4 pseudogenes are annotated in these 2887 nt (G+C 69.1%); 3 read left to right on the top strand and 1 reads right to left on the bottom strand.

Features of this window, described 5'->3' with window-relative positions:
- Window positions 1-331: pseudogene (locus tag AC30N0_RS16135) on the bottom strand (pyridoxal-phosphate dependent enzyme); the annotation flags it as partial.
- Between AC30N0_RS16135 and trpB the strand changes: the two are divergent.
- From trpB to accD, 3 pseudogenes are all read left to right on the top strand, one after another.
- Window positions 330-1166, top strand: a pseudogene (trpB, locus tag AC30N0_RS16130) (tryptophan synthase subunit beta); the annotation flags it as partial. The pseudogenes AC30N0_RS16135 and trpB overlap by 2 nt on opposite strands.
- Window positions 1163-1960 (top strand): annotated as a pseudogene (trpA, locus tag AC30N0_RS16125) (tryptophan synthase subunit alpha). The pseudogenes trpB and trpA, both read left to right, overlap by 4 nt.
- Window positions 1961-1985: 25 nt before the next feature.
- A pseudogene (gene accD / locus AC30N0_RS16120) lies at window positions 1986-2854 on the top strand (acetyl-CoA carboxylase, carboxyltransferase subunit beta).
- The last annotated feature ends 33 nt before the right edge of the window (window positions 2855-2887 follow it).

Genomic DNA, 2887 nt, shown 5'->3' with positions numbered 1-2887 from the left:
GCATCACGCACTCGTCGCCGATCACGCGCTGGAAGTCGCGCACCAGCATCGGGTACGGGTGCGGCCCCGCCACCGTGCCGATGATGTAGAAGGTGTTCTCGACGTTGGTGACCCAGTCGCGCAGCGCTTCGTTGAGCGCGTCCTTCAAGGTCTTCGAGCCGCTTTCGACCGGCACCACGGTCGCGCCGAGCAGGTGCATCCGATAGACGTTGGGCGACTGGCGCTTCACGTCCTCGGCGCCCATGTACACGACGCACTCCATGCCGTAGCGCGCGGCGACCGTCGCGCTGGCCACGCCGTGCTGGCCGGCGCCCGTCTCGGCGATCACGCGCTACGGCATGGAGTGCGTGGTCTACATGGGCAGCGAGGACGTCAAGCGCCAGTCGCCCAACGTCTATCGCATGCACCTGTTGGGCGCCACCGTGGTGCCGGTGGAGAGCGGTTCGAGGACGTTGAAGGACGCGCTGAACGAAGCCCTGCGCGACTGGGTCACGAACGTCGAGAACACCTTCTACATCATCGGCACCGTGGCGGGCCCGCACCCGTACCCGACGATGGTGCGCGACTTCCAGCGCGTCATCGGCGACGAGTGCCTGGTGCAGATGCCGGAGATGATCGAGAGCCTCGGCGGGCCTGCGGGCCGGCAGCCCGACGCGGTGATCGCCTGCGTCGGCGGCGGCAGCAACGCCATGGGCATCTTCTACCCGTACATCGGGCGCGAGCAGACGCGGCTGATCGGCGTCGAGGCGGCCGGCGAGGGCCTGCAGAGCGGCCGGCATGCGGCGTCGATCAGCGCCGGCAGCCCCGGCGTGCTGCACGGCAACCGCACTTACCTCCTGCAGGACGCGAACGGCCAGATCATCGAGACGCACTCGATCTCGGCCGGTCTCGACTACCCGGGCGTGGGCCCGGAGCACGCCTGGCTGCACGACATCGGCCGGGCCGAGTACGTCGGCATCACCGACGACGACGCGCTGGCCGCGTTCCACCGCCTCTGCCGCACCGAGGGCATCATCCCGGCCCTCGAGTCGAGCCATGCCGTCGCTTACGCGATGCAGCTGGCGGCGACCATGCGAAGCGACCAGCACCTGCTCGTCAATCTCTCCGGCCGCGGCGACAAGGACATCGCCACGGTCGCCGAGCTCGACGCGCGCCCGCTTCGATGAGCCGCATCGACGCCACCTTTGCCGCCCTTCGCGCCCGCGGCCGCAAGGCCCTCATTCCCTATGTGACCGCCGGCGACCCTCACGCCGACACCACCGCGGCCATCATTCTGGCGATGGCCGAGGCCGGCGCCGACGTCATCGAGCTCGGCGTGCCCTTCAGCGACCCCATGGCCGACGGACCGGTGATCCAGAAGGCGAGCGAGCGCGCCCTGGCGCGCGGCATCGGCATGCCCCAGGTCCTGGCGATGGTGAGCGCCTTTCGCGCCCGGGACGAGCGTACGCCCGTCGTCCTGATGGGCTACGCCAACCCGGTCGAGCGCTTCGGCGTGGAGCGCTTTGTCGCCGATGCGAAGTCGGCCGGCGTGGACGGAGTGCTGGTCGTCGACTACCCGCCTGAGGAGTCGGTCGAGTTCGCCGCCCTGCTCAAGCGCAACGGCATGGACCCGATCTTCCTGCTGGCGCCGACCTAGAGCGATGCACGCATCGCCAGCGTCGGCGCCGTGGGCAGCGGATACGTCTACCATGTGTCGCTCAAGGGCGTGACCGGTGCCGGTCACTTCGACATCGACGCCGTGAAGCACATGATCCCGCGCATCCGCCAGCACGTGAAGGTTCCGGTCGGGGTCGGCTTCGGCATCCGCGATGCGAAGACGGCGCGCGCCGTGGCCGACGTGGCCGACGCGGTGGTCATCGGCAGCGCCCTCGTGCAGCGGCTGGAGGCGGCCGGCCGAGAAGAAGCGCCGGCCGTCGCCGCCGGCTTCATCGCCGAGATCCGCCGCGCGCTCGACGCCTGAGCCGCAACATCGAAGGAAGACATCCATGAGCTGGCTCGAAAAACTCCTGCCGCCGAAGATCCAGCAGACCGATCCGAGCGAGCGGCGGACCGTTCCGGAAGGCCTGTGGGTCAAGTGCCCGTCGTGCGAGACGGTGCTCTACAAGACCGACCTCGAGAAGAACATCAACGTCTGCCCGAAGTGCGCGCACCACCACCGCATCGGCGCGCGGGCGCGCCTCGACGCCTTCCTCGACGCCGAGGGCCGCTACGAGATCGGCCAGGAAGTGCTGCCGGTCGACGCGCTCAAGTTCAGGGACAGCAAGAAGTACCTGAACGCCTGAAGGACGCGCTCGAGAACACCGGCGAGACCGACGCGCTCGTCGTCATGGGCGGCTCGCTCATGAGCCTGCCGATCGTCACGGCGTGCTTCGAATTCGATTTCATGGGCGGCTCCATGGGCTCGGTGGTCGGCGAGCGCTTCGTTCGCGGCGTGCAGGCGTGCTGCGACGAGGGCCTGCCGTTCATCTGCTTCACCGCCACGGGCGGCGCGCGCATGCAGGAAGGCGTCCTCTCGCTCATGCAGATGGCCAAGACCACCGCCGCGCTGCACCAGCTCACCGCCGCGCGCCAGCCGTTCATCTCCATCCTCACCGATCCCACCATGGGCGGCGTGTCGGCGAGCTTCGCATTCATCGGCGACGTCGTCATCGCCGAGCCCGGCGCGCTCATCGGCTTCGCCGGCCCGCGCGTGATCGAGCAGACGGTGCGCGAGACCCTGCCCGAGGGCTTCCAGCGCTCCGAGTTCCTGCTCGAGAAGGGCGCCATCGACATGATCGTCGACCGCCGCGCGTTGCGCGAGAAAGTCGCGCGCCTGGTGACGCTCCTCAAGCGCGATCCTGCGCCCGAGGCCTAGATCCGCACCCTCGAGGGCTGGCTCGAGTTCATC

The sequence above is a fragment of the Rhizobacter sp. genome (genome assembly GCF_031412495.1).
Lineage (GTDB): Bacteria > Pseudomonadota > Gammaproteobacteria > Burkholderiales > Burkholderiaceae_C > Schlegelella_A.
The sequence above is the reverse complement of the archived record's forward strand: the minus strand, read 5'-3'. Positions and strand labels throughout refer to the sequence as shown.